Origin of the sequence: Parolsenella catena (assembly GCF_003966955.1) — a bacterium.
Classification (GTDB): Bacteria; Actinomycetota; Coriobacteriia; order Coriobacteriales; family Atopobiaceae; genus Parolsenella; species Parolsenella catena.
Genome location: NZ_AP019367.1, coordinates 669,260 through 692,208, shown reverse-complemented (window position 1 = coordinate 692,208; position 22,949 = coordinate 669,260). Strand labels below are relative to the sequence as shown.

The 22,949-nt window shown below is 67.3% G+C and carries 18 protein-coding genes; 2 read left to right on the top strand and 16 right to left on the bottom strand.

Annotation, left to right across the window (positions count from 1 at the left end):
• Positions 1–155: 155 nt before the first annotated feature.
• The 3 genes from Pcatena_RS03160 to Pcatena_RS03150 all read right to left on the bottom strand — a co-directional run bounded on the left by Pcatena_RS03160 (position 156) and on the right by Pcatena_RS03150 (position 4,359).
• Positions 156–1,805 carry a CTP synthase gene (locus Pcatena_RS03160; protein ID WP_126421549.1) on the bottom strand — a complete coding sequence of 550 codons (1,650 nt, stop codon included), beginning with the start codon at positions 1,803–1,805 and terminating at the stop codon, positions 156–158.
• A gap of 175 nt (positions 1,806–1,980) precedes the next feature.
• The gene (locus Pcatena_RS03155; protein WP_172596363.1) at positions 1,981–2,802 is read right to left on the bottom strand and encodes a Cof-type HAD-IIB family hydrolase; all 822 of its coding nucleotides are present in this window, start codon (positions 2,800–2,802) and stop codon (positions 1,981–1,983) included.
• Positions 2,803–2,877: 75 nt separating this feature from the next.
• Entirely contained in the window at positions 2,878–4,359 is a 1,482-nt protein-coding gene (locus tag Pcatena_RS03150; protein WP_126421544.1) for a DUF1846 domain-containing protein, read from the bottom strand.
• A 101-nt stretch (positions 4,360–4,460) separates the two neighbouring features.
• Here Pcatena_RS03150 and Pcatena_RS03145 point away from each other — a divergent pair, with 101 nt between their 5' ends.
• Both Pcatena_RS03145 and Pcatena_RS03140 read left to right on the top strand, forming a co-directional pair.
• Positions 4,461–5,315, top strand: a complete 855-nt coding sequence (locus Pcatena_RS03145) for a tRNA threonylcarbamoyladenosine dehydratase (protein WP_232619888.1) — start codon at positions 4,461–4,463, stop codon at positions 5,313–5,315.
• Positions 5,312–6,103 (top strand): TatD family hydrolase, encoded by a 792-nt coding sequence (locus Pcatena_RS03140; protein ID WP_172596362.1) that lies wholly within the window; start codon positions 5,312–5,314, stop codon positions 6,101–6,103. The genes Pcatena_RS03145 and Pcatena_RS03140 overlap by 4 nt, the downstream gene beginning before the upstream one ends.
• A gap of 242 nt (positions 6,104–6,345) precedes the next feature.
• Here the strand turns inward: Pcatena_RS03140 and recN are convergent, their stop codons facing one another.
• The 13 genes from recN to Pcatena_RS03075 all read right to left on the bottom strand — a co-directional run bounded on the left by recN (position 6,346) and on the right by Pcatena_RS03075 (position 22,700).
• On the bottom strand, positions 6,346–7,974 hold the full coding sequence (gene recN / locus Pcatena_RS03135; protein ID WP_126421540.1) for a DNA repair protein RecN: 1,629 nt from the start codon (positions 7,972–7,974) through the stop codon (positions 6,346–6,348).
• Between the two features lie 56 nt (positions 7,975–8,030).
• Positions 8,031–8,894, bottom strand: coding sequence for an NAD(+)/NADH kinase (locus Pcatena_RS03130; RefSeq protein WP_126421538.1), 864 nt, complete (start codon positions 8,892–8,894; stop codon positions 8,031–8,033).
• A gap of 343 nt (positions 8,895–9,237) precedes the next feature.
• A complete protein-coding gene (locus Pcatena_RS03125) occupies positions 9,238–9,999 on the bottom strand; it encodes a phosphotransferase family protein (protein WP_126421536.1) in 762 nt (253 codons plus the stop codon).
• A 130-nt stretch (positions 10,000–10,129) separates the two neighbouring features.
• Positions 10,130–12,751, bottom strand: a complete 2,622-nt coding sequence (gene adhE / locus Pcatena_RS03120) for a bifunctional acetaldehyde-CoA/alcohol dehydrogenase (protein WP_126421534.1) — start codon at positions 12,749–12,751, stop codon at positions 10,130–10,132.
• 571 nt (positions 12,752–13,322) lie between these two features.
• Complete coding sequence (locus Pcatena_RS03115) at positions 13,323–13,772, bottom strand: hypothetical protein (RefSeq protein ID WP_126421532.1); 450 nt, start codon at positions 13,770–13,772, stop codon at positions 13,323–13,325.
• A 456-nt stretch (positions 13,773–14,228) separates the two neighbouring features.
• Positions 14,229–14,591 (bottom strand): PLP-dependent transferase, encoded by a 363-nt coding sequence (locus tag Pcatena_RS03110; protein ID WP_126421530.1) that lies wholly within the window; start codon positions 14,589–14,591, stop codon positions 14,229–14,231.
• Between the two features lie 9 nt (positions 14,592–14,600).
• Entirely contained in the window at positions 14,601–16,364 is a 1,764-nt protein-coding gene (gene thrS / locus Pcatena_RS03105) for a threonine--tRNA ligase (protein WP_126421528.1), read from the bottom strand.
• 356 nt (positions 16,365–16,720) lie between these two features.
• The gene (locus Pcatena_RS03100; RefSeq protein ID WP_073295238.1) at positions 16,721–17,152 is read right to left on the bottom strand and encodes a double zinc ribbon domain-containing protein; all 432 of its coding nucleotides are present in this window, start codon (positions 17,150–17,152) and stop codon (positions 16,721–16,723) included.
• 121 nt (positions 17,153–17,273) lie between these two features.
• Entirely contained in the window at positions 17,274–18,710 is a 1,437-nt protein-coding gene (locus Pcatena_RS03095) for a bifunctional folylpolyglutamate synthase/dihydrofolate synthase (RefSeq protein ID WP_126421526.1), read from the bottom strand.
• A 28-nt stretch (positions 18,711–18,738) separates the two neighbouring features.
• Positions 18,739–19,326, bottom strand: coding sequence for a GTP cyclohydrolase I FolE (gene folE, locus Pcatena_RS03090; protein ID WP_126421524.1), 588 nt, complete (start codon positions 19,324–19,326; stop codon positions 18,739–18,741).
• Between the two features lie 71 nt (positions 19,327–19,397).
• A complete protein-coding gene (locus Pcatena_RS03085; RefSeq protein ID WP_126421522.1) occupies positions 19,398–20,309 on the bottom strand; it encodes a bifunctional 5,10-methylenetetrahydrofolate dehydrogenase/5,10-methenyltetrahydrofolate cyclohydrolase in 912 nt (303 codons plus the stop codon).
• Positions 20,302–20,943, bottom strand: a complete 642-nt coding sequence (locus tag Pcatena_RS03080) for a cyclodeaminase/cyclohydrolase family protein (protein WP_126421520.1) — start codon at positions 20,941–20,943, stop codon at positions 20,302–20,304. The genes Pcatena_RS03085 and Pcatena_RS03080 overlap by 8 nt, the downstream gene beginning before the upstream one ends.
• A 92-nt stretch (positions 20,944–21,035) precedes the next feature.
• Positions 21,036–22,700 carry a formate--tetrahydrofolate ligase gene (locus Pcatena_RS03075; RefSeq protein ID WP_126421518.1) on the bottom strand — a complete coding sequence of 555 codons (1,665 nt, stop codon included), beginning with the start codon at positions 22,698–22,700 and terminating at the stop codon, positions 21,036–21,038.
• Between the last annotated feature and the right edge of the window lie 249 nt (positions 22,701–22,949).

The window sequence follows — 22,949 nt, the reverse complement described above, 5'->3', positions numbered from 1 at the left end:
TGTGCCCCCATGACTTGCCGGCACCGCGATGGCCCCGGCACCCTTACGGACGGGTCGCCCCGGGCATGCGACCCGGGGCGACCCCCATAGTAACGTCAGTTCAAACGATGATGCGCTGACATTGCGCACGCGGCGCCGCATCGGCTGTGGGCGCGCTACTCCCCCGCGTTGACCTCGTGACGGTCGACGCCCTCGTGGCGGGCGATGGCGGCACGCACGAACTCGCGGAACAGAGGCTGCGGACGCGTCGGGCGGCTCTTGAACTCCGGGTGGAACTGCGCGGCGACGAACCACGGGTGGACGTCCTCGGGCAGCTCGACCATCTCGACGAGGCGGTCGTCCGGGGAGACGCCGGAGAACGTGAGGCCGGCCTGGTGGAGCTTCTCGCGGTAGGCGTTGTTCACCTCGAAGCGGTGGCGGTGACGCTCGTAGACGAGCTCCTCGCCGTAGGCCTCACGCGCGAGCGTGCCCTCGGCGACCTTGCAGGGGTAGGCGCCCAGGCGCATGGTGCCGCCCTTGGACGTGACGTCCTCCTGGTCGGGCATGAGGTCGATGACCGGGTACTCGCAGTCGGGGACGAACTCGGTGGAGCTGGCGCCCGGCATGCCGGCGACGTTGCGGGCGTACTCGCACACGGCAACCTGAAGGCCCAAGCAGATGCCGAGGAACGGCGTGCCAGTCGTGCGGGCGCGGTGCGTGGCGAGGATCTTGCCCTCCAGGCCGCGGATGCCAAAGCCGCCGGGCACGAGGATGCCGTCGGCGTCGCCGAGGACCTGCTCGACGTCGTCTTCGGTGAGGTTCTCGCCGTCGATGAGGTTGATGTCGACGTGGCGGCCGTAGTAGACGCCGGAGTGGTGCAGGGCCTCGATGACGGACAGGTAGGCGTCAGGCAGCTGCGTGTACTTGCCCACGACGGCGATCTTGGTGACGTCGGCCTTGTCGTTGGCCTCGTGCATGCGGCTCGTGAAGCCGTACCACTCGCTCATGTCGCTCTTGCGCGGGTCAAGGCCAAGGCGCTCGCAGACCTTGAGGTCAAAGCCCTGACGGGCGAGGTGCTCGGGCACGTCGTAGATGGAGGCGCAGTCCGAGTTCTCGAAGACGTGGTCGGGCTCGACGTCACAGAAGCTCGCGATCTTGGCGCGGATGGACTCGTCGACCTCGTGGTCGGAGCGGCACATGATGAAGTCGGGCTGGATGCCCATGGAGCGCAGCTCGCGCACGGAGTGCTGCGTGGGCTTGGTCTTGACCTCGTGGGCGGCGGCGATGTAGGGCACGAGGCTCACGTGGATGAGGCAGCAGTCTGCCGTGCCCTTCTCCTTGCGGAACTGGCGGATGGCCTCGACGAACGCCTGGCCCTCGATGTCGCCGATTGTGCCGCCGAGCTCGGTGATGACGACGTCTGCGCCCGTTTGCTCCTCGACGCGGCGGAAGCGCTCCTTGATGGCGTTCGTGACGTGCGGGATGACCTGGACGGTGCCGCCGAGGAAGTCACCGCGGCGCTCGCGGGCGATGAGGCTCTGGTAGATGGCGCCCGTGGTGAAGTTGGAGTTGCGCGTGAGGTTCTCGTCGATGAAGCGCTCGTAGTGGCCCAGGTCGAGGTCGGACTCATAGCCGTCCTCGGTCACGAAGACCTCGCCGTGCTGGAACGGACTCATCGTGCCCGGGTCGACGTTGAGGTAGGGATCGGCCTTCTGCATCATGACCTTGTAGCCACGAGACTTGAGCAGGCGGCCGAGCGAGGCGGCGGTGATGCCCTTGCCGAGGGACGAGACGACGCCACCAGTCACGAAGATGTGCTTTGTCATGCGAGGAAACCTTCCCGTAGAGACCAACGAACACTACTTTCTACGGGTCTTTATCCTAGCACCGCACGGGCGGCTCCGCGCGCACTTCACGCCAAATTAATGATGCCGCCAGGATGGCGCCAAAGGGGACGGGTTCGTTTGGTCCGGGACCAGAGGGACCCGTCCCCTCTGGTCCCTATGCGAGCAGGTAGCGCTCGATCGCCTCGGCCACGCCGTCGTGGTCGTTGTCGGCAACCTGGACGTCGGCGGCCTCCACGGCGCAGGGCAGCGCGTTTCCCATGGCCACGCCAAGGCCCGCCGAGCGCAGCATGGCCAGGTCGTTCTCGGCGTCTCCCACCGAGATGGTGGACGACTCGGGCACGCCGAGCAGCGCTGCGAGCCTGGCCAGGCCCACGCCCTTGTCGATGCCGGGGGCCGAGAACTCCATGCTCGAGCGCTCGCAATTCGTGATAACCACGCCCGAGCCCTCGAGCCGGGCGCGGCAGCGGTCGCGCGCGGCGACGTCCGCGAAGTGGAAGTTGAGCTTGGACTGGAGCACGTCGGGCCTGCGCGCGAACGCGTGAGCGTCGGCGATGACCGTGGACGTCTCGTGGTAGAGCTGCTCGTAGATGCCCACGCCGCAGCGCGCGGCCTGGGACATCTCGTCCGCCTGCATGTAGATGCCCGTGCCGCTCGTGACCTCGAGCAGGAAGAACCCCTCCTCCTCCGCCACGTCCAGGGCGTGAGAGATGAACGCGGGATCGAGGTTCGTCTCGTCCACGACGCGGTCGTGCTCCATGTCATAGATCATGGCGCCGGCACAGCAGATGGCGTAGCGCACGCCCGGCAGTTCGTCTCGGTACTTCGTGACCATGACCGGGCAGCGGCCCGAGCAGATCGCGACGGTCTTGCCGGCCGCAGCCGCGCGCTCGACGGCGGCGACGGAGCTTGGCAGCACACGCTTGCGCGAGTCAAGCAGCGTGCCGTCCATGTCAAGCGCGATGATCTCAAAGGCCATGCGAATCCCCCTCAGTCTCGATTGTTCGTGAAATAATGAGACAAGGGGACTGTCCCCTTGTCTCATTCCGGTTGCTTACCTGTGGTAGATGCCCGTGCGCTCGTACTTGGGCTCGCAGCACACGTTGATGCCCAGGCGGCGCAGCACCTGCTCGTCGGTCGCGGAGATGATGACCGAGAAGAACGCGTCGCAGCCGCGCAGCTGCCCGAGGCCATCGAGCACGCGGGCCGCCACCTCGTCGGTGGCCGAGGTGATGGAGAGCGCCATGAGCGTCTCGTCCGTGTGCAGGCGCGGGTTGGAAGACCCAAGGAAGTGCGTCTTGAGGTAGCTGATGGGCTCGATGGCGCTGTTCGAGATGACCTCGAGCTCGATGTCCACGCCCGAGACCACCTTGAGCGCGTTCATGAGCAGCGAGCTGGCCGCGCCCAGGCGCGTCGAGGTCTTGCCCGTGACGACCGAGCCGTCAGGCATGACCATGGCGCCCACCGGCGAGCCCGTGACCTGCTCCTTCGTGAGGGCTGCGGAGCGCGCCGGCGAGTAGTTCTTGTCGATGCCGGCCTTCTTCATGATGAGCTCGAGGCGGTCGACCTGCTCGGCGCCCATGCCCGTGCGCTTGACGCCCACGGCAGCCTGGAAGTAGCGGCGCACGATCTCCATGCGGCTCGCGTCGCGGCACGCCTCGTCGTCTGTGATGGCGAAGCCCACCATGTTGACGCCCATGTCCGTGGGGCTCTGGTAGGGGCTCTCGCCCAGGATCCTCTCCATGAGCGCGCGCACCACGGGGAAGGCCTCGACGTCGCGGTTGTAGTTCACCGTGGTCTTGCCGTAGGCGTCGAGGTGGAACGGGTCGATGATGTTGGCGTCGTCCAGGTCTGCGGTGGCGGCCTCGTAGGCGATGTTCACCGGGTGCGTGAGCGGCAGGTTCCACACCGGGAACGTCTCGAACTTGGCGTATCCGGCCTCCACGCCGTGCTCGTGCTCGTGGTAGATCTGCGACAGGCACGTGGCGAGCTTGCCCGAGCCGGGGCCGGGCGCCGTCACGACCACGAGCGGGCGCGTCGTCTCCACGAACTCGTTTCTGCCGTAGCCCCTCTCCGAGACGATGAGGTCGACGTCATGAGGGTATCCCTCGATTGGGTAGTGCAGCTTGCAGGCGATGCCAAGCGACTCCAGGCGGGCGCGGAAGACGTTTGCGGCAGGCTGGTTGGCGTACTGCGTGAGCACGACGGCGGCCACGGCGAACCCCTGGCCGCGGAACAGGTCCACGAGGCGCAGGACGTCCTCGTCATAGGTGATGCCGAGGTCGCCGCGCGCCTTGTTCTTCTCGATGTGGTTGGCGTTGATGGCGATGATGACCTCGACGTCGTCGGCGAGGCTCTTGAGCATGCGGAACTTGGAGTCTGGCTCGAACCCGGGCAGCACGCGGCTCGCGTGGTAGTCGTCGAACAGCTTGCCGCCGAACTCGAGGTAGAGCTTGCCGCCGAACTGGGCGATGCGCTCGCGGATGTGCTCGGCCTGCAGCTCGATGTACTTGTCGTTGTCGAATCCCTGGCGCATGCGCCCTCCCTCGCCTGGCCGCGCGGCATGGGCCCGCAGACGGCCCGTTCACAGCTATCATCTTTTGCAACACTCTGACTTTACCTGACTGGAGGCCCTACGTGAGCGAGACGACCACCAATAAGCAGACGGGCGCGACCCTGGGCGAGCCCACCCAGGCAGCCGGGGCTGCCGATGACATCACGACGCGCCTGCGCCCCATCTTCACCGGGGAGGGCCTCGCGCGCATCCAGGGATCGCGCGTGCTCGTGATAGGCCTGGGCGGCGTGGGCTCGAGCTGCGTGGAGGCGCTCGCGCGCGCCTGCGTGGGCGAGCTGTTCCTCGTGGACCGCGACACGGTTGACGCAAGCAACCTCAACCGCCAGGCGCTCGCGTTCGAGAGCACCGTGGGGCGCGTCAAGGCCGACGTCATGCGCGAGATGGTCCGAGAGATCAACCCGCGCTGCCGCGTGGAGTGCCGGCAGAGCTACGTCACGAAGGAGAGCCTGCCCGAGGTGCTTGCCTGGGCCGGCGCCGAGGTGGACGGGCAGGGCCAGGTGGTGGGCCGAGGAAGGCTCGACTACGTGGTGGACGCCATCGACACGATCACGCAGAAGATCGAGCTCGCCCGCCTCACGTGGGGCGCGAACATCCCCGAGGTGAGCAGCATGGGCGCCGCCAACAAGCTCGACCCCGAGAAGTTCGCCCTCGCAGACATCTCCAAGACCCACGGCTGCCGCATGGCGCGCACGATCCGCAGGGAGTGCTCGCGCCGCGGGGTGCGCCACCTCGAGGTGCTCTACTCGCCCGAGGAGCCCGTGCGCCCCAGGCCCGTGGCCGGAAGCTCTCACGGCGGACTGTCCAACCTGGGCACGGCGAGCTACATGCCGCCCATCATGGGCCAGATGGTGGCCGGGCGCGTCATCCGCGCGCTCATTGGCTACGAGCCGTGGCGCTGGGACAGGGGCGAGCGGTGACGGCGGGGCCGGCGCCATCCGACACCGCTCGCGAGACGGGCGTCTTTGACCTGCACGCGCACCTCGCGTTCTATGACGACCCCGCGGCCGCGGCGCGCAAGCTCGCGGCGGCAGGCGTGGGCGCGCTGTGCGCCACGGTGACGCCCGGCGAGTTCGAGCGTGCCGAGCGCGAGCTCGCAGGCGCGGGCAACGTGCGCGTGGGCGTGGGCCTGCACCCCTGGTGGCTCGCGGACGGCCGCTGCGACGAGGCGGACGCGCGCCACGCGGCCGAGCTCGCCGCCTCGATGCGCTACGTGGCCGAGGTCGGGCTGGACTTCTCGCACGGCAGAGACGCGAGCGCCGCGCTGCAGGTCTCGGCACTTGACGCCGTGCTCGACGCATGCGCGGGAGGCGGCCACGTGCTGTCGCTGCATGCCGTGGCCTCGGCCGGCGCCGTGCTCGACCTGCTCGAGCGCCACGGAACGTGCGAGAGAAACGACGTCATCGTCCACTGGTTCTCCGGCTCGGGAGAGCAGCTCACGCGCGCGCGGCGGATGGGCTGCCTGTTCTCGGTGAACGCGTTTGGGCTAAGGACGCGGCGGGGACGCTCCTACGCCACGCAGATCCCGGCCGCCCAGCTGCTGCTCGAGACAGACCTGCCTGGCGAGGGCGCCCACGCCCTCGAGTGGCCACCCGACCGGCTTGCGGGGCGCCTTCGCGAGACGCTCGGCGAGCTCTGCGAGCTGCGAGACGAGGACGTGAGCGGCGTCATCGCGGCCACAAGCCGCCGCCTGCTCAGCCTGCAATAGGCAACGTTGCTGCGGCGATTCGTCACGCTTGCCGCGTTGCCGTGGCGATTCTGCACGCTTGCCGCGTTGCCGTGGCGATTCGTCACGCTTGCCGCGTTGCCGTGGCGATTCTGCACGCTCAAGCGCCGTTCAGCGTGCAGAAGCGCCACACGAACGATGGCGACGTGCAGAAGCGCCACACGAACGATGGCGACGTGCAAGAGCGCCACACGAACGGCGTCGGCGTGCAAACGCCGGACGCGCTAGGCCTCGGAGAGAAGCTCGCGGGCGTGTGCGAGCGAGATGTCGGACGTGTCACCGGAGAGCATGCGCGCGATCTCTGCCACGCGCTGCTCGCCCGATATCTCGCGCAGGGTCGTCACGGGACGGCCGTCCTCGCCCACCGACTTCGACACGAGGTAGTGGCACTGGCCCGCCACCGCCACCTGCGCGAGGTGCGTCACGACGATGACCTGGTGCGTCTTGGCGAGGTCGGCGAGCACCGCGGCGAGCGAGCGGGCCGTGGAGCCGCCCACGCCGGCGTCCACCTCGTCGAACACGAGCGTGTCCACGCCGTCCGCGTTGCCGAGGACGACCTTGCACGCGAGCATGACGCGGCTCACCTCGCCGCCCGACGCTATGCGCCGAAGCGGACGGGCCGTGAGCCCCGCGCCGGGTCGGTACATGAGCTCCACACGCCCGGGGCCGCCCTGGCCCCACTGCTCGCGCGGGCTGCGCTCGAGGGCCACCATAAGCTCCGCGCCGGCCATCTCGAGGCGAGACATCTGCTCGGTGACGGCCGCCGAGAAGCGCGGGGCCGCCTCGGCGCGCACGGCGTCGAGCGCGTCGGCCGCCCTCGCGAGGCGCCCCTCCGCCCTGTCGACGGCACGCTCGGCCGCACGCTCGCGCTCGCCCGAGTCGCCGACCGTCTCCACGACCTCGCGGGCCCGCTCGCGACGCGCGAGAACGTCCTCCATGCCCGGCCCGAACGTGCGTATGAGACCCTGCAGAGACGCCATGCGCTGCTGCATGCGCTCGAGCTCGACGGGGTCAAGGTCAACGGAGTCGCGATACTCGCGCAGCTGCGAGGCGCAGTCCTCCACGTCGATGAGCGCGCTCTCGAGCGAGTCTGCCAAGGTCGCCAGGGCGTCGTCATAGCGCGAGGCGTCGCGAAGCTCGCCCACGGCACCCGAAAGTCGGTCCATGGCGCCGCCGTCTCCCGAGACGGCCTCGCGGGCAGACTCGCTCGCACGAAGCAGCGCCTCGGCATGCTCGGCGCGGGGCAGCGCGTCCTCGAGCTCCTCGAGCTCGCCTGGCTGCGGGTTCACCTCGTCGATGCGACGCAGCTCGAACTCGGCCTGCTCGAGGCGCTCGTTTCCGCTGCGCGCGAGCTCGCGCACGCGCTCGAGTTCCGCGGCGGCGTCCGCGGCCTCGGCGAGCGCGTCTCGGTACTCGGCGAGTGCCCTCGCGGCGGGCTCGCCTGTCCAGGCGTCGAGCATCTGGGCATGGGTGGCCACGGACAGCAGGCGCTGGTGCTCGTGCTGGCCGCACAGGTCCACCGTGGAGCCGACCTGGGCCGCGAGCTCGGCCACGCTCGCCATGTGGCCGTCGAAGCTCACGCGACCGCGGCCCGCCGCCTCGACGCGACGCCTGACGACGTGGCCGTCCGCGTCGTCGGGTCCCAGGTAGACGTGTCCCTCCACGAGCAGGTGGTCATCGCCCTCGCGCACCGCTCCCGCGTCTGCCCGCTCGCCCACGAGCAGCTTGAGGGCGGAAAGCAGCGCCGTCTTGCCGGCACCCGTCTCGCCCGTGAGCACGGTGAGACCGGCGGCGGGACGGATCGTCGCGTCACGGATGAGGGCCACGCTCTGGACGTGGAGCTCGTCGATCATGGTTGGCTGCCTCCCTGGCACATGGCAGCGGCCGCACGTGGCGGCCGCGACTGCTCCTACTGCTTCTTGCGCATCTGCCCGTAGAAGACGCGCGACACCGAGTCATAGAACCCGCCGGCGTCCGAGTCGAGCAGGATGACGTCACCGGGTCCGCGGCGAACGGAGCACGCGACCACCTGGCCGCCCTCCGGGCAGGTGACGAGCTGCCCGTCCACGAACACGCTGCTCTCGGCGGGTCGCTCGTCTGACAGCTCGAGCTCCACGATGTCTGCCGAGGACGTGAGAAACGCGCGGGCGAGGATCGTGTGGGGCGCTATGGGCACGCAGACCATGCCGTTGAACTCGGGCGTCACGATGGGGCCTCCCGAGGAGAGCGCGTAGCCCGTGGAGCCGGTGGCCGTGGCCACGACGAATCCGTCGCCGCGCAGGCGGTCGATGCGATTGCCCGAGACGCTCACGTCGAACTCGATCATGTCACCGAGCGCGCCGCGCGTGAGCGCGAGCTCGTTGAGCGCAAAGTGGTGGGTGTCCCTCATGAGGCCGCCGCCGCAGCAAAACGTGACGTCCACGTCGAGCGTGGCGCGTCTGCTCTGGTGCATCTCTCCTGCAAGCGCGCGCGAGACGGACTCCACGATGTTCTTAGAGCCGGCACCCGTGAGAAACCCGAGGTGCCCGAAGGACAGGCCGAGGATGGGAATCTCGCGATAGCCCACGATGCTCGCCGCGCGCAGCAGCGTGCCGTCACCGCCGAGCGACACCACGAGACAGGCGCCCACCGGGTCGCAGACGCGGTTGGGCTCGCGCTTCTTGTCGTGCGCCCACACGACCTCGACGCCCTCGTGGGCAAGCCACACCTCGAGCGTCGCCGCCGCCTGCACGGCATCGGCGCGCGAGTAGTTGGGAACGAGCAGGACCTTCACGCGGCACTCCCCTTTCTGCGGCCGCCTGGCCGAGAAAACATTCGTTCGATGATTCTACCACCAGGAGACAGATAGCACGCCGGCCGTCAGGCCGAACGGCCGCCCCGCGACGGATCCGTCAGCCTCAGGGAAGAGCAGGGCCCGGCCCCCGCGCCGCCCGGGGATGGCAAGAATGCCGGCCGCCAGGCCGAACGGCACCCCCCAGCCGCGAGACAGCAAGGGCCCGGGAGGTTCCGTAGCGTACATTCCGCAGCAGCCGGGCGCCTCGTTTGTCACGAGACCCCCGGCCGCGAGGACGTCCGCGAGGAACCTCCCGGGCCCGACGGGTATCCGTCAGCAGGTCCTACTGGTACTCAGCCACGTCAATCCACCCGCGGAGGAACTCCTCCTCCTTGGCGTCGCGGTGACGGGCAAGCTCGCTCGCCGCCACGATGCTCGTCCAGCGACGGACGACCTGCATGGGCATGTCGGCCATCTTGCAGAACATGATGAGGTACTTGTCGGCAAGCGCCAGGTCCTCAAGGGCAAACAGCAGGTAAGTCATGGCGGCGTCGGCGGCCGGAGAGCCCTGCGTGGCGTGTGCCCAGTCGCAGACGTACAGCAGGCCGTCATCGCCCACGATGACGTTGGACGGGTTGAAGTCGCCGTGGCAGACGCGGTTCTCGACCTTCATGCCGTCGAGGCGGATGAGCAGCTCGTAGCGCGTCGTGGCGTCGATCTCGGTGAGGCCGTTGATCATGCGGGCGTACTTGTCGCGCTGACGGTTGAGCAGCGGCGCCGTGTGGCCGTTGACCTCGAGCTGCAGACGAACGAACTGCTCGAGGTACTCGTCGACGTTCTTCTTGTCGGCCTTCATGCGCTCGGCGAGCGTGGTGCCCTGCACCTTCTCGGTGGCAAGCGCCCAGCCCTCCTCGGACTTCGACACCTCGAGGATCTTGGGCACGCGGATGCCGGTCTCCTGGATGCGGGCGAGGTTGAGCGCCTCGTTGAAGACGTCGCTCTCGGCCTTGGAGACGTTGAAGACCTTGACGATGCGGTCGCCCGTGTCATAGACCACCTTGTTGCCGCGACGGACAAGCTCCACCTTGTTCTGAGGAAGCTCCATGCTAAGCCCTCCCTAAAGGGTCTTGGTGAGTGATGGTGGGGAGGCCGCCAGCCCCTGGCGGTCACTCCCCTCCCCCCTATGCTTCGGCGCCGGGCGCGGCATCGCGTGCGCCCGGCGCATCAGCGAAAAACTAGTCCTCGTAGCTCTTGGGCTCGCGACCGTAGTAGGCGTCGAGGTAGAGCTCCTTGATCTCGCTCATGAGCGGGTAGCGCGGGTTGGCCGGCGTGCACTGGTCGTTGAAGGCGTTCTCGGTCATCTCGTCGAGCGTGTCGAGGAAGTACTTCTCGTCAACGCCGTACTCGGCGATCGTGTGCTTCACGCCCACGTGGTCGCACAGCTCGTTGATCTTCTTGACGAAGTTCTCGAACACCTCGTCGTCGTTCTTGCCGGTAACGCCGCAGTAGCGGGCGGCCTCGGCGTAGCGGGCCTTCGCGTGCGGGTAGGCGTACTGCGGGAACGTGCCCATCTTGGTGGGGACGTCGGCGGCGTTGTAGCGCATGACGCGCGTGAGGATGACGGCGTTGGCAAGGCCGTGCGGGATGTGGTGATAGGCGCCGAGCTTGTGGGCCATGGAGTGGTTGAGGCCGAGGAACGCGTTGGCGAAGGCCATGCCGGCAAGGCAGGAGGCGTTGGCCATGCGCTCGCGGGCCTCGGGGTCAGACGCACCGTTGTCGTAGGCGCGCGGCAGATAGTCGAAGACAAGCTTCATCGCGCGCAGCGCCATGGAGTCGCTCCAGTCGCTGGCCATGACAGAGACGTAGGCCTCGAGGGCGTGCGTGAGGACGTCCACGCCAGAGGCGCTCGTGAGGCCCTTGGGCTGGGTGTCCATGTTGTTGGCGTCAACGATTGCCATGTTGGGCAGCAGAGCGTAGTCTGCGAGCGGCCACTTGATGCCCGTCTCGGCGTCCGTGATGACGGAGAACGGCGTGCACTCGGAGCCGGTGCCCGAGGAGGTCGGGATGGCCACGAAGTAGGCCTTCGAGCCCATCTCCGGGTAGGTGTAGACCCTCTTGCGGATGTCCATGAAGTCCATGGCCATATCCTCGAAGTTGGCCTCGGGGTGCTCGTAGAGGACCCACATGATCTTGCCGGCGTCCATAGCCGAGCCGCCGCCGAAGGCGATGATCACGTCGGGCTCAAAGCTCGTGAGGATCTCCGCACCCTTGCGCGCGCACTGCAGCGTGGGGTCAGGGGCGACGTCCCAGAAGCAGGCGTGCTCGATGCCCAGCTCGTCGAGCTTCTGCTCGATGGGCTTGATGAAGCCGTTCTTGAACAGGAACTGGTCCGTGACGATGAACGCGCGCTTCTTGTGCATGACACGGCCGAGCTCGTCGAGGGCCACGGGCTGGCAGCCCCTCTTGAAGTAGACCTTCTCGGGTGCGCGGAACCAGAGCATGTTCTCCCGCCTCTCTGCGACCGTCTTGATGTTGAGCAGGTGCTTGGGGCCCACGTTCTCGGAGACGGAGTTGCCGCCCCAGGAGCCGCAGCCCAGCGTGAGGGACGGGGCGGTCTTGAAGTTGTAGAGGTCGCCGATGCCGCCCTGGGAGGACGGGGTGTTGATGAGGATGCGGCAGGTCTTCATGGCCTCGGCGTGCTTGGCCATCTTCTCCTTCTCCGTCGTGGAGATGAACAGCGAGGAGGTGTGGCCGTAGCCGCCGTCCGCCACGAGGCGCTCGGCCTTGGCGATGGCCTCGTCGAACGTCTTGGCCTTGTACATGCCCAGGACCGGCGAGAGCTTCTCGTGGGCCATCTCCTCGGAGGGCTCCACGCTCGTGACCTCGCCGATGAGGATCTTGGTCTTCTCGGGCACGTCCACGCCAGCCATCTGGGCGATGGTGTGGGCGCTCTGGCCCACGATCTTGGCGTTGACCGAGCCGTTGATGATGACGGTCTTGCGGACCTTGTCGAGCTCGGCGCCCTTGAGGAAGTAGCAGCCGCGGGCCTTGAACTCGGCCTTGACGGCGTCGTAGACGTCCTCGAGCACCGTGACGGACTGCTCGGAGGCGCAGATCATGCCGTTGTCGAAGGTCTTGGAGTGGATGATCGAGTTCACGGCGAGCTTTACGTCTGCCGTGGAGTCGATGATGGCGGGCGTGTTGCCGGGGCCAACGCCCAGGGCGGGCTTGCCGGAGGAGTAGGCGGCCTGGACCATGCCCGGGCCACCGGTGGCCAGGATGATGTCCGCGGAGCGCATGAGCTCGTTGGTGAGCTCGAGGGAGGGCTGGGCAATCCAGTCGATGATGCCCTCGGGGGCGCCGGCGGCCACGGCGGCGTCACGCACGATGCGTGCGGCCTCGATGGTGCAGGCCTTGGCGCGCGGATGTGGGCTGATGATGATGGCGTTGCGGGTCTTCAGGCAGATGAGCGTCTTGAAGATGGCCGTGGACGTGGGGTTGGTCGTGGGGATGACCGCGGCCACGATGCCAATGGGCTCGGCGATGCGCTTGTAGCCAAACGAGGGGTCGTCCTCGATGACGCCGCAGGTCTTCATGTCCTTGTACTTGTTGTAGATGTACTCGGCCGCGTAGTGGTTCTTGATGACCTTGTCCTCCACGATGCCCATGCCGGTCTCCTCGACCGCCATCTTGGCAAGCGGGATGCGCGCCTTGTTGGCCGCGATGGCCGCCGCGTGGAAGATCTTGTCGACCTGCTCCTGGGAGAACGTGGCGAACTCGGCCTGCGCCTTGCGCATGGACGCGATTCGCGAGGTGAGGGCATCGAGACTATCGATGGCCTTCTCCGCCTTTGCCATAGCTACCTCCAGATCGGTTCGCGGACGGGCGCAGGCCCGCCCAGGTTGACGGTTGGTCACGATGGCGCCCAGGCTGTGGCGCAAATGACCAGTGGCCTTTGGTCATGCATAAAAGCGAAAGGCTCCGAACGGTCTCTATGATACTTGAGAATTGCCCGACTCTATGCCCAGTTGGGTGAGCGGTTGGCCGTCTACCTGCGGTTGAGCAGCAGCCTATGGTCATTTGCACGATGGCTCGCACAAGGTGGTTGACCATGGTTTTATGGGCAACGCAGGTATGGAATGCATAATGCTTGTTATGTATTGCATACGACGTGAATCATGGCGGCAATTTAGCGCTGTATAGGCGCCACGCGGCAAAAAGCGAAATTGCATACAGGCGTAAGCCACAGGTTAAAACCAGTCGCTGGCCATAAACCTGCCGAGCGGTATGGAGGGATACCACTCGCGGGTCATTTTCGACCGCCCGCCCCTGTGGTGAGCATCTGCCCATCCGCGAGCGGCAGACGGCGGTGACAGTTTGACCCCGTCCCCAAGTGTCACCGTGACAGCTGGGGACGGGGCCGTTTTGTCACCGTTCGAAGATGAAGCGAGTGGCGACGCAGATGAGCCCGGGAAGGACGAAGGCGATTCCTCCCAGCAAGGAGAGGGCAGCTCCACCCCGTAAGGAGATGTCAGTGAATCCCAAGAGGAACGAGCCAGCGGTCTGGTTTGCGACGACGCAGACAATGGATAGGCCGACCAGGACGAAAAGCGAGACGAGCAGAGCGCGGCGGCCGCACCCAACGACCGCGGCAACCGTATAGCCAAAGAGCAACCACATAAGCGGACGAGACAGAATAACCGCGGCTAGAGTTGCCTCATTGACTCCCGTGATGGTATTTGGAACTCCAGTGATAAGACCATACGCCTCCACGAGTGCGGCACCCCAGACCGGTCCCAACGACGGCAGCCGCCTCCAGACGAACGCCGCCAGCAACGCAAGGACAAACAGAATAGCTGCAAGCCTCGGCCTTCTCATAGCACTAGTCTCCCTTGCTATAGAGGGCTAACGCAACGATCAGTGGACCTCGTAGCTGTATTGCCACACCTCTGCATAGCCCGATGCAGATCCATAACCAGGTATGTATGCCTGTCCGATGTCGTAGGTCTTTGTCCCGAGAAGGGTTGGGGCCTTTAATGAGCTCACAATCTAATTTCGAGTCCTTTAATTACCCACAACTCCTATCTACCGAAAAAGAGGTTGGCTCGCACGAGGACACCCGCCGAGCGGCATTTATATTTCGGTCAGCACCACTAAAGACATTTTTAATTCCCGGTTTACTTCCTGAACCAAATTCCAAAGCACCCGCAATGCTCAAATCGGCCACAAACCGCTGGATTATTTGACGCTGTTGAGCCGGCCGGCAATTCAAAGACTGCAAAACGGTCCCTTCCCTAACTGACGAACTATGACAGTTAGGGAAGGGACCGTTTGTCACCGTGCAAGGACGCGCTCGAGGCGCAAGACCTCGTCGCGGGCGTCGCCGGCCGCGCGGCGCGCGTCATAGCGCATCCACGCGCCACTCGCGAGCAGCACGTCCACGAAGGGGCCAAAGCCGCCGCGCAGCGTGCACGAGGCCTCGTGATAGCTGGCATCGCCCGTGAGTCCCGGATAGCGCACGGCCTCAACGGCCGGGTGGCACGCGAGGTAGCTCGCGACGACCTGCGCCGTGTCCGAGACGCGGCGCCACGCCTCGGCGTCCATGCCCGCCTGCATCTCGAGAAGATCAGACAGGCAGGGGCCTCCCCCGCCGCACGGCGAGAGAGGCCCCCAAAAGATGTTCTCGTTGGCAGTCACGACGCGAGACTAGCTGCGACGCTCGGCGATCTCCGCGGAGACCTCGGAGATGAACTCGTCGAGGCTCTTCTGGACCGTCTCGTTGGAGCGGTCGCGCACGGAGACGTTGCCGGCCTCGACCTCCTTCTCGCCCAGAATGAGCATGTAGGGTACGCGGTCGATGGAGCGGGCCTCGCGGATCTTGTAGCCGATCTTCTCGTCGCGGTCATCGCACACGACGCGGATGCCGGCAGCCTCGAGCTTGGCGGCCACCTCGTCGGCGTAGGCGCGACTCTTCTCGGAGACGGGAAGGACCTTGACCTGGACGGGAGCGAGCCACGTCGGGAACTTGCCGGCGTAGTGCTCGATGAGGATGCCGATGAAGCGCTCGATGGAGCCGAAGCACACGCGGTGCAGCATGATGGGGCGCTTCTTGGAGCCGTCGGCGTCAACGTACTCGAGGTTGAAGTTCAGCGGCATCTGGAAGTCGAGCTGGACGGTGCCGCACTGCCAGGTGCGGCCGAGCGAGTCCTCCAGGTGGAAGTCGATCTTGGGGCCGTAGAAGGCGCCGTCGCCCTCGTTGACCTCGTAGTCCATGTGGAGCTGCTCGAGGGCGGTCTTGAGGCCCTCCTCGGCGCGGGCCCAGTCCTCGTCAGAGCCCATGGAGTCCTCGGGGCGCGTGGAGAGCTCGACGTGGTACTTGAAGCCGAACTTCTGGTACACGGAGTCGATGAGGTTCACGACGCCCACGATCTCGTCGGTGAGCTGGTCGGGGCGCACGAACAGGTGGGCGTCGTCCTGGTTGAAGCAGCGGACGCGGAACAGGCCGTGCAGGGCGCCGCGCAGCTCGTGACGGTGCACGAGGCCGATCTCGCCGGCGCGGATGGGCAGCTCGCGGTAGGAGTGCGGCTTGGAGGCGTAGACGAGCACGCCGCCCGGGCAGTTCATGGGCTTGATGCAGTACTCCTCGTCATCGATGACGGTGGAGTACATGTTGTCCTTGTAGTGGTCCCAGTGGCCGGAGGTCTTCCACAGCTGCTTGTTCATGATGAGCGGCGTGGAGATCTCAACGTAGCCGGCCTTGTGGTGAATCTCGCGCCAGTAGTCGAGCAGGGCGTTCTTGAGGATCATGCCGTTGGGCAGGAAGAACGGGAAGCCCGGGGCCTCATCACGCATCATGAACAGGTCCATCTCGGCGCCGATCTTGCGGTGGTCGCGCTTCTTGGCCTCCTCGACGATGCGCAGGTGCTCGTCGAGCTCGTCCTTGCTGGCAAAGGCGACGCCGTTGATGCGCGTGAGCATCTTGTTGTTCTTGTCGTTCTTCCAGTAGGCGCCCGAGACGGCCGTCAGCTTGAAGGCCTTCACGGCCTTGGTGTAGCAGACGTGGGGGCCAACGCACATGTCGATGTAGTCGCCCTGCTGGTAGAACGTGATGCGGGCGTCCTCGGCAAGGTCGCCGATGTGCTCGACCTTGTACTTCTCGCCACGCTCCTCCATGAGCTTGATGGCCTCGGCGCGCGGAAGCTCGAACACGGAGAACTTGAGGTTCTCCTTGCAGATCTTCTTCATCTCGGCCTCGATGGCGGGCAGGTCGTCCTCGCCGATCTTCTTGTCGCCAAGGTCGACGTCGTAGTAGAAGCCCTTCTCGGTGGCCGGGCCGTAGGCGAAGTCCGCCTCGGGGTACAGGCGCTTGATGGCCTGGGCCAGAATGTGGGCCGCGGAGTGGCGGATGACGTGGGTGACCTCGTCTGCCGGGCACTCGTCCACGTGACCGTCGTTGTAGAGAACCTTCATGGGAAACCTCTTTCGGTTGCTTGAGCTCAGGTAAGTGTACTAGACATGAAAAACGCCCGCGGCCACCACCCGGCGGCAACGAGCGATTATGCGGCGCCTGTCACGCGACCTCGCGGCCTGTGAAGGGACAGACGCCTAGATTGTCTGAGTTCGAACCATGTATGCGAGCTTGCGCTGCATCTGACTAGGCCCTTTCGGCGAAGCGCCGGAACCGTTCGCCGACGCGATTTGCATGCCTATGGTTTACCACAAAGCGGGCGTGCGCGTGCGGGAGACAAACGCACGGGCCTGACGAGTACGAAACGAGGCCCCGTCCAGAAGACGGGGCCTCGTGGAATCACTCTTGGGCAGGAGCGCTACTGGATGCGCGTGCGGCAGTAGGGGCAGACCTTCCAGTCCGCGTTGAGCGGACGGTGGCACGTGGGGCAGACGTTGCGGACCTGCGTGTTGCAGTTGGGGCACACGATGAAGTCCTTGTCGATGGGCGTGCCGCACTTGGGGCAGATGCCGTAGTGGGACAGCTGGTGCTCACGAAGCGCGATGTCGAGGTCCTGCTCCTCGCGGTCCACGAGGTAGGAGCTCGGGCGAAGGATGACGTAGGCGAGAAGGCCCACGATGGGGATCACCGAGATGATGGCCCACAGCCACCAGGGCTCGGCGCCACGGCGCTGCGCGTCACGGATGACGTAGACGATGGACAGCACGTACAGCATCACGACGCAGGCAAGCATGAGGTAGAGCACCATGCGTACCTCGGGGGTGAGAATCTGGTCGATGAGATTCGACATGTGAGACGAGCTCCTTTGCGTCGAGCGGCGCCTGGGGTGCCACGGAAGAGTCAACTCAATGGATTGTAGCAGCTCGGGAGTGCGCGACAAGAATCGCCATCCCAAGCCCACAGCGGCGAGCCTAGCGGCCGAGAAGGCCGGCCACCTCGCCGGCCAGCGTGATCGAACCCACAGCCACGTAGGCGACGCCAGCGAGCGCGCCCACCGCCTCGGCAACGGCGGGATACGTCGCCGCCGGCTCCACGCCGCGTGAGCGGAAGGCGTCGGCGAGCTTGGGCGCCGGGAGCGCCCGCGGGCTCGACGTCGCCGTCACGACAACGCGCGGGAACGCCGGCGCGAGAAGCCCCACGATGCCGTCGACGTCCTTGTCGGCAAGCACGGCGCACAGAAGCGTCGGACGGGCCTCCACGTCCGGGGCCGCCTCGGCGAGCGAGTCGAGGAAGGTGCGGATCGACTGCGGGTTGTGAGCGGCGTCGATGAGGTGCAGCGGACGCGCGGACAGCGCGTCGAAGCGGCCGGGCGTGGGGCAGGCGAGGACGCTGCGCACGAGAGCCGCCTCGTCGAGCCTGCGGCCGAGGTAGCCCTCGGCAAGCGTCACGGCGCAGGCGATGTTTGCCGCCTGGTAGAGCGGCTTTGCGGCCGTGAGGCCCTCGTAGGCGGCCCGCGGCGTCGCGACGTCGAGGGCGAGGGGGTCTGTGAGCGCGGACGGGCGGTGCGTCACGGCGTAGCCGGCATGCGGCAGCCCCGGGCGCTCGGCCGTGGTGCCCTCCTCGACCTCGCCGGGGGCGTCGGCGGCACTTGCCGGGCGCAGCAGCACCGGCTCCACGCCCTGCTCGGCGCAGCGCGCGAGAAACACGTCCTCCACGCTCGAGGGGGCCCAGGTGCCCACGCCTAGCACGCAGCCGCGCTGGCCCGCCTTGATGACGGCGGCCTTCTCGGCGGCGATCTGCTCGAGGGTGTCGCCGAGGATGCGGCAGTGGTCCAGTCCGATGCCCGTGACGCACGTGATGACGGGCCTCGTGGCGCTCGTGGCGTCCCAGCGGCCGCCGAGTCCAACCTCGAGCACCGCGGCGTCGACGCCCGCCTCGGCGAAGACGACGCAGGCGGCCACCGTGAGCAGGTCGAACTCCGTGACGCGAAAGCGACGCTCGCCAGAGCGCTCGCGGCAGGCGTTCACGCGCCGGCCTGCCTCGGCCGCGAGGGAGATGCCGCGCGCGAATGCCTCGCGCGAGACGGGCGCACCCGCGACCTCCATGCGCTCGCGCATCTCGACGAGCTCGGGCGAGGTGTACAGGGCGCATGAGAGCCCCTGTCCCGAGAGGATGGCGGCAGTGTAGCGGCTCGTGGACGTCTTGCCGTTCGTGCCGGCGACCTGGATGACGTCAAAGCTCTCGTCGGGGCGTCCCAGCTCGTCGAGCATCTCGACGACCGTCTCGAGCAGCGGGTCGTCGGTGCTGCCGAAGAACCCCGTGTCATGGGCCATCGCCTGGGCCTCGTCGTATGTGAGCGCGGCGGCCTCGAACGGGGCCCTCCACGCCTTGCGTGTTGATAGTGTCATGCGGTCTCGATTCCTTCTCGCACGGACCTTACGCGCTTACGTGCAGCAGACTCAGGGCCTCTTCGCGGCTGCGCGCGTCGCTTCTCAGCGAGCCGCGCACGGCGCTCGTCACGGTCATGGCACCTGCCGCTCGGATGCCGCGCATGGTCATGCACGTGTGCTCGGCCTCTATCACGACGAGCACGCCCAGGGGGTCGAGCTCGTCGACCATGGCGTCCGCGACCTGGGCCGTGAGCCTCTCCTGGAGCTGGGGGCGGGCGGCGTAGCCCGCCACGCAGCGGGCGATCTTGGACAGGCCCGTGATGCGGCCGTCACGCGGGATGTAGGCCACGTGCGCGCGGCCGATGAACGGCAGCAGGTGGTGCTCGCACATGGAGTGAAACGGGATGTCTCGCACGACGACGAGCTCCTCGTTGCCCGGCTCGTGGAACTGCTTGCGCAGGTGACGGGCCGGGTCGTCGGCGATGCCTCCGAACAGCTCCTCGCACGCGCGCGCCACGCGGTCCGGCGTGCCGACGAGCCCCGGGCGGTCCGGGTCCTCGCCGATGCCGATGAGAAGCTCGCGGACGGCGGCCTCCACGCGCGGTCGGTCGACGCCGAGGTTCTCGTTTTCCATGGTTTCCTCCTCGAATGCCGCAGGCAGGCACCTGCGGCCGATACTTCGTGCCAAACGAACCTAAAACGGGGCTAGAAGGCCGAGGCTTGAGCGCGTTTGGCACGATAAGCCCCGGCGCCGTCCGCCTTGGGCCCAACCGTGCGCTCGGCGGCCGTGACGACGTGGTCCATGAGCACGGCCGTCGTGACCGCGCCCACGCCACCGGGCACGGGCGTTAAGGTGGCCGCGACGGCATCCGCCGCCCGCTCGTCCACGTCGCCCACGAGGCGCTGTGCCCCGTCGTCCCAGTTGATGCCCACGTCCACCACGACCTGCCCGGCGCGCAGGGCGTCCGCGCCGATCGCGCGGGCATGACCCACCGCCACGACGAGCACGTCCGCCTCGCGGCAGCGACGCGCGAGGTCGGCCGTCTTGCTGTGACACATCGTCACCGTGGCGTCCGCGCGCTGCAGCAGCATGGCGACGGGACGCCCGATGACGAGCGAGCGCCCCACGACCGTGACGTCGGCGCCGGCAAGGGGCACGCCGTAGTGCCCAAGCACGCGCACCACGGCCTCGGCCGTGCAGGGGGCAAAGCCCGCACCCGCGCCCGAGAAGACGTGCGCAAGCGAGGCGGGCGTGAGGCAGTCCACGTCCTTGGACGGCGCGAGCGCGGCTGCCACGGCCCGCTCGTCCAAGTGTGCTGGAAGCGGGCGGAACACGAGGCAGCCGTGGGCGGACGCGTCGGCGTTGATATCCGCGACCGCCCGCATGAGGTCTGCCTGCGAGCAGTCCTCGGCAAGGACCACGCGGCGCACGGTGACGCCGGCGCGCTCGGCACGCTTGAGCAGCCCGCGCTCGTAGGAGAGGTCGTCGGGCCGCTCGCCCACGCGCACGACGGCAAGCGTGGGCGCCACGCCGGCATCCGCGAGCGCACGGGAGCGCCCGGCGCACGAGTCGATGATGGCGTTGGCGACCGGCGCGCCGCGAAGCAGCTCAGCCATGGCTCTGCCCCCTCTTCATGACGCCGATGGCGTGGTCGGCGATGGCCTGGGCGCGCGGCTCCCACTCCGAGAGCAGCGCCACGCAGCGCTCGTCTATCTCGCGCGCGTAGGCGCGATCGCGCATCGAGGCGGTGTTGACGCAGACGGTGAGGTTTGCGGCGTCGAGCGCGCCGCGGCAGAGCATGGCGCCGCAGCCAACGTCTGACAGCAGCAGGCGCGAGCAGGAGCGCGAGAGCCCCTCGAGAAGCTCGATCGCGCGGGCGCAGGCCCCCATGATCTGGTAGGGCGGCCGGACCGCCTCGTGAAGCGCCGCCTCGACGGCATCGGCGCGCGAAGGGTCGTCGCGGTCGATGGCGTAGGCGCGCGAGACGGTCGCATAGGCGCGGGCGTCCTCGTCAACGAGCCCGAGCAGCTCCGTGCGGATGACGTCCGCCTCGGCCACGGCGCGGGCGAGCTCGTCTCCCCTCTCGGCCATTGAGGGCTTGCCCTCGTCGAAGCGCGCCACCATGGCGCACAGGGCAGAGCCGAGCGCGCCGGCATAGGCGGCCGCGCCACCACCGCCGGGAACGGGCTGGCGCGAGGCGAGCGCCTCGGCGAAGCCTCGGCAGCTCCTGTCTATCAGGGGGTCTTGCATGCGGTTCTCATACCTCTCATGTCCCGGCGGGCACCAGGTGCCCGAAGCGTCCCAAAGGGGTCTGGCACCTTTGGGACGCCGGGACGTCGCAGTTAGAACAGGCCGGTGATGCGGCCGTCGTCGGTGACGTCGATGCTCTCGGCGGCCGGGTGCCTGGGCAGGCCCGGCATCGTCATGATGTTGCCCGTGAGCGCCACGATGAAGCCGGCGCCGGCGGCCACCTTCACGCTGCGCACCGTGATGCGGAAGTGCTCGGGCGCACCGAGCCTCTTGGCGTCGTCAGTGAAGGAGTACTGGGTCTTGGCCATGCAGACGGGCATGTTCGTGAAGCCCTGCTCCTCGAGCTGCGCCACCTGCTTGGCCGCCGCGGGCGTGAAGTCGGCGCCGTCTGCGTGGTAGACGCGCCGCGCGATGGCCTCGACGCTCTCGCGGATGCCGCCGAGCTCATAGGCAAAGCGCAGCTCGCTGGGCTGCTCGCACAGGCGCACGACCTCCTCGGCCAGCGCCAGGCCGCCCTCGCCGCCCTTGGCCCACACCTCGGACAGGGCCACGTTCACGCCCAGCTCCTGGCACCTGCGCTCGACCAGGGCGAGCTCCGCGGGGGTGTCCGTGGGGAAGGCGTTGATGGCCACCACAACGGGCAGGCCAAAGACGTCGCGCATGTTCCCTACGTGACGCAGGAGGTTGGGCATGCCCGCCTCGAGCGCCTCGAGGTTCTCCTCGGAAAGCGCGGCCTTGGGCACGCCGCCGTTGTGCTTGAGCGCGCGCACCGTGGCCACGACCACGCACGCGTCGGGACGGATGCCAGACATGCGGCACTTGATGTCGCAGAACTTCTCGGCACCGAGGTCTGCGCCAAAGCCCGCCTCGGTCACGACGTAGTCGCCGAGCTTGGCCGCCACGTCGGTGGCCATGACCGAGTTGCAGCCGTGCGCGATGTTGGCGAACGGGCCACCGTGGACGAGCGCCGGCGTGTGCTCGAGCGTCTGGACGAGGTTGGGCGAGATGGCGTCCTTGAGCAGGGCGGCCATGGCTCCCTCGGCATGCAGGTCATGGGCCGTGACGGGCGCACGGTCATACGTGTAGCCCACGACGATGCGCCCCAGGCGCTCCTTGAGGTCGCGGATGGAGGTGGCCAGGCAGAAGCAGGCCATGACCTCGGAGGCCACGGTGATGTCGAAGCCATCCTCGCGCGGCATGCCGTTGGCCACGCCGCCCAGGCCGCACACGATGCTGCGCAGCTGGCGGTCGTTCATGTCAACGACGCGCTTCCACGTGATGCGCCTGGGGTCGATGCCAAGCTCGTTTCCCTGCTTGATGTGGTTGTCGAGCATGGCGGCGAGCAGGTTGTTCGCCGCGCCGATGGCGTGGAAGTCACCCGTGAAGTGCAGGTTGATGTTCTCCATGGGCACGACCTGCGCGTAGCCGCCGCCCGCAGCACCGCCCTTGATGCCAAAGACGGGGCCCAGGCTGGGCTCGCGCAGGGCGAGCACGCTGGACTTGCCCATGCGGCGCAGGGCGTCTGCCAGGCCCACGGAGGTCGTGGTCTTGCCCTCGCCCGCCGGCGTGGGGTTGATGGCGGTGACGAGCACAACCTTGGCCTTGCGCGGACGGTCCGCGAGCCTGGTGACGTCGACCTTGGCCATGTGGCGGCCGTAGGGGATGAGCTCGTCGTCGGTGATGCCGAGCGTGTCGGCGACCTTGGCGATGGGCCACAGCTCCGCCTGCTGCGCGATCTCGATGTCTGACATGGGCATTTCCGTCTCCATTCGCTCGCATGGGCCCGCCATGGCCATTATCCGCCGCTGGGTGGCGCCTTGGCACGCGGAATGCCAACTGCAACAGTCTGCCCAACCGATTCTCTGCGCATGGACGAGAGAGCTGGCGGGCTTCCGTGCAGAATCGGGCCGTTTATCTCAACGAAGTGAATTCTAGAGAGGCAGGCGCGCGAGACAAACCCCAGAGCGCGGCAAATGTGTCAGCATGATGGAACAGTTTGTGTCACA

Coding starts and splice junctions, on each gene's coding strand:
- Pcatena_RS03160 (WP_126421549.1), bottom strand. CDS start 1,805: ATGACAAAGCACATCTTCGTGACTGGTGGCGTCGTCTCGTCCCTCGGC.
- Pcatena_RS03155 (WP_172596363.1), bottom strand. CDS start 2,802: ATGGCCTTTGAGATCATCGCGCTTGACATGGACGGCACGCTGCTTGAC.
- Pcatena_RS03150 (WP_126421544.1), bottom strand. CDS start 4,359: ATGCGCCAGGGATTCGACAACGACAAGTACATCGAGCTGCAGGCCGAG.
- recN (WP_126421540.1), bottom strand. CDS start 7,974: ATGATCGACGAGCTCCACGTCCAGAGCGTGGCCCTCATCCGTGACGCG.
- Pcatena_RS03125 (WP_126421536.1), bottom strand. CDS start 9,999: ATGGAGCTTCCTCAGAACAAGGTGGAGCTTGTCCGTCGCGGCAACAAG.
- adhE (WP_126421534.1), bottom strand. CDS start 12,751: ATGGCAAAGGCGGAGAAGGCCATCGATAGTCTCGATGCCCTCACCTCG.
- Pcatena_RS03115 (WP_126421532.1), bottom strand. CDS start 13,772: ATGAGAAGGCCGAGGCTTGCAGCTATTCTGTTTGTCCTTGCGTTGCTG.
- thrS (WP_126421528.1), bottom strand. CDS start 16,364: ATGAAGGTTCTCTACAACGACGGTCACGTGGACGAGTGCCCGGCAGAC.
- Pcatena_RS03100 (WP_073295238.1), bottom strand. CDS start 17,152: ATGTCGAATCTCATCGACCAGATTCTCACCCCCGAGGTACGCATGGTG.
- Pcatena_RS03095 (WP_126421526.1), bottom strand. CDS start 18,710: ATGACACTATCAACACGCAAGGCGTGGAGGGCCCCGTTCGAGGCCGCC.
- folE (WP_126421524.1), bottom strand. CDS start 19,326: ATGGAAAACGAGAACCTCGGCGTCGACCGACCGCGCGTGGAGGCCGCC.
- Pcatena_RS03085 (WP_126421522.1), bottom strand. CDS start 20,309: ATGGCTGAGCTGCTTCGCGGCGCGCCGGTCGCCAACGCCATCATCGAC.
- Pcatena_RS03080 (WP_126421520.1), bottom strand. CDS start 20,943: ATGCAAGACCCCCTGATAGACAGGAGCTGCCGAGGCTTCGCCGAGGCG.
- Pcatena_RS03075 (WP_126421518.1), bottom strand. CDS start 22,700: ATGCCCATGTCAGACATCGAGATCGCGCAGCAGGCGGAGCTGTGGCCC.